The organism is Pseudoxanthobacter sp., from assembly GCF_036822375.1.
Classification (GTDB): Bacteria; Pseudomonadota; Alphaproteobacteria; order Rhizobiales; family Segnochrobactraceae; genus Pseudoxanthobacter.
Window position 1 is genome coordinate 12616 of sequence record NZ_DAISHT010000033.1, and the last position, 2732, is coordinate 15347.

Annotated in this window: 2 protein-coding genes; both read left to right on the forward strand. The window is 72.1% G+C overall.

Features of this window, described 5'->3' with window-relative positions; translation table 11 throughout:
- The first annotated feature begins 373 nt into the window (after nucleotides 1-373).
- Nucleotides 374-1006, forward strand: a complete 633-nt coding sequence (locus V7067_RS05540; protein WP_334174886.1) for a hypothetical protein — start codon at nucleotides 374-376, stop codon at nucleotides 1004-1006.
- Nucleotides 1007-1559: 553 nt separating this feature from the next.
- The gene (gcvT, locus tag V7067_RS05545; protein ID WP_334174887.1) at nucleotides 1560-2702 is read left to right on the forward strand and encodes a glycine cleavage system aminomethyltransferase GcvT; all 1143 of its coding nucleotides are present in this window, start codon (nucleotides 1560-1562) and stop codon (nucleotides 2700-2702) included.
- The last annotated feature ends 30 nt before the right edge of the window (nucleotides 2703-2732 follow it).

The following is a 2732-nucleotide window of genomic DNA, read 5'->3' on the forward strand; positions in this document are numbered from 1 at the left end:
ACGGGCCCGGCGGACGGGACGGAGCCGGCGGACAGCGCGGGCCCGGCAGGGGCATCCGTCTGGCTGGACATGTGCGTTTGGCTGGACATGCGCGGGCTCGCTCGCACGCCGGGCCGCGGGCAAGCCCGCGGAAAACCGGCCGTTTCGGATCGGCTGGCAATAGAGGAATGCAGGGTGGCGAAGTCAAGGCGCCGATGCAAGCCCCGCGGTGCCGTGTGCCGCGCACGCCCGCACCTCACCGGATGCCTTTGCGCGTGCCCCGGTGACGCGGGCCGGCGGACCGGCTATCAAGATCACGTGTGTACACCGCATGGCGCGGCCGCTGCCGAAGGATCGGCCCCCGCCCCGCCCCTCATTCCGGAGAAGCCGTTCGATGAGTCCGAAGCGTTTCGCCGCCCGCTCCGCCGCACAGGCCCTCGGCCTTGGTGCCCTGTTGCTTCTGGCGGGATGCGGCGGCGGTGAAAGTCTCATGCCCTCGGCCGATTCCACGCTCGGCAAGCTGCTGCGCGGCACCTCCGAGCAGCCGCAGGAGCTGGCGCCGGAGCTGCTCGCCCCGCGGATGACCTGCCCGCCGGTCACCATCCGCTCCGGCCTGCAGACCTGGCAGCAGTTCGCCGGCCCCGGCAACGACCCGATGATGCTGCGCTATCAGGGCACCATCGGCGAAACCGCGCGCCAGTGCTCCGATGCCGGCGACCAGATGTCCATCAATGTCGGCATCGCCGGCCGTGTGCTGACCGGCCCCAAGGGCGGCCCGGGCTCTGTGGCGCTGCCGGTGAAGATCACGGTGGCCGATTCGGACGAGAAGACGCTCTATTCCAAGGTCTTCCGCGTGCCGGTCAGCATCAGCGACGCCAACGGCGTGGCATGGTCGGTGGTGCAGGACAACATTCTCGTGCCCAAGCGCGACGATCTCGTCATCTTCGTCGGCTTCGACCTGCCGGCCGCCGCGCGCAAGCCCGCGCCGCCGGCCGGTGCGGGCGCCGACGCCCCGCTCGATCCCTGATCGCGCGCCGGCCGGATCGCGCCTGCCCTGATCGCGCGCCTGCCGGGATAATCCCGGCGGGCGATTGACTTCTGCAACGCACAGGGCCATTGCTCTCAGCACCCGGCAGGCAGCATCGCGGCCTGCCGCGGCCTGTTGTCCGCACGCGGGCAGCGGGCCGGACCAGATCCCGCGCGGGAGAGACCGTGCCGGCAGCCGCACAGGGCCAGACAGCGCCCGGCGCAGCCACCGGCCCGGCGCCGAAGGAGCAACCGCCCCGGAAACTCTCAGGCAAAGCGGACCGCCACGGGATCAGCGATGCTCTGGAAAGCAGCCCGGCCACGGCAGACCCTCGGGTCCGCCGCCGTCAGTGCCTGCCGCCCGGCCGGTCTTTCCGGCTTCAGGGCGGAACGGGCCTGCGGCCGAAGGCTCACCGAAGGAGTAACCGCCGGCGTCACCCCGCCGGACGGGAAATCTCTCAGGTCCTGCGACAGAGGGGGCGTGGCATGGCAACCGTCCGATGTGACATCGTGGTCGCCAGCCGCGTCGATCCCTCTTTGCGCAGGAACGCCCCATGGCCGAGACGCCCGCCTCCTCCGAAGGCCTGAATTTCACCCCGCTCCACGAAGCCCATGTCGCGCTCGGCGCGAAGATGGTGCCGTTCGCCGGCTATGCCATGCCGGTGCAGTATCCGCTCGGCGTGCTGGGCGAACACAACTGGACGCGCGAGAACGCCGGCCTGTTCGACGTGTCGCACATGGGGCAGGCGCTGCTGGCCGGCCCCGACCACGCGACCACCGCCGCCGCCCTTGAGGCGCTGGTGCCGGCCGATATCCTCAACCTCGGCCGCGGCCGGCAGCGCTACACCCAGTTCACCACCGCCGATGGCGGCATCATCGACGACCTGATGGTCTCCCGTCCGCTGGCGGAAGACGAGGACGGCACGCTCGTCCTCGTCGTCAATGCGGCCTGCAAGGCCGGCGACTATGCCCACCTCGAAGCCCGGCTGCCGGCCGGCGTCTCCCTCATCCCGCAGGAAGGCCGCGCGCTGCTGGCGCTGCAGGGCCCGAAGGCGGCCGCGGTGATGGAGAAGCTGGCGCCCGATTCGGCGGCGATGGCCTTCATGGCCGCGCAGCCGATGACGGTGGCCGGCCTTTCCGCCCACGTCTCGCGCTCCGGCTATACCGGCGAGGACGGGTTTGAGATCTCCGTTGCCGGCGGCGATGCCGTCGCGCTGTGGAACGCGCTGCTGGCCGACGAGGCGGTGAAGCCCATCGGCCTCGGCGCGCGCGATTCGCTGCGTCTGGAGGCCGGCCTCTGCCTCTATGGCCACGACATCGACCTCACCACCAGCCCGGTCGAAGCCGCGCTGACGTGGTCGATCCAGAAGCGCCGCCGGCTGGAAGGCGGCTTCCCCGGTGCGGACCGCATCTGCCGCGAGATCGCCGAAGGCCCGGCGCGGCTGCGCGTCGGCCTGAAGCCGGAAGGCCGCGCCCCGGCGCGCGAAGGCACCGAGGTGCGCCTGCCCGGCGGCCCGGCCATCGGCACGGTGACCTCCGGCGGTTTCGGCCCCACGGCCGGCGGCCCGGTGGCCATGGGCTATGTCGAGGCGGCCCACGCTGCCCCCGGCACGGCGGTGGAACTGATCGTGCGCGGCCGTGCCCTGCCGGCCAGCATCGTCACGCTGCCGTTCGTGCCGAGCCGCTTCAGGCGCTGAGCCGGCGGCCCCGCGGGCCTGTCTTGCCGT

Bases quoted from the DNA above. Each gene is read 5' to 3' on its own strand.
- gcvT (WP_334174887.1), top strand. From the start codon at position 1,560: ATGGCCGAGACGCCCGCCTCCTCCGAAGGCCTGAATTTCACCCCGCTC.
- V7067_RS05540 (WP_334174886.1), top strand. From the start codon at position 374: ATGAGTCCGAAGCGTTTCGCCGCCCGCTCCGCCGCACAGGCCCTCGGC.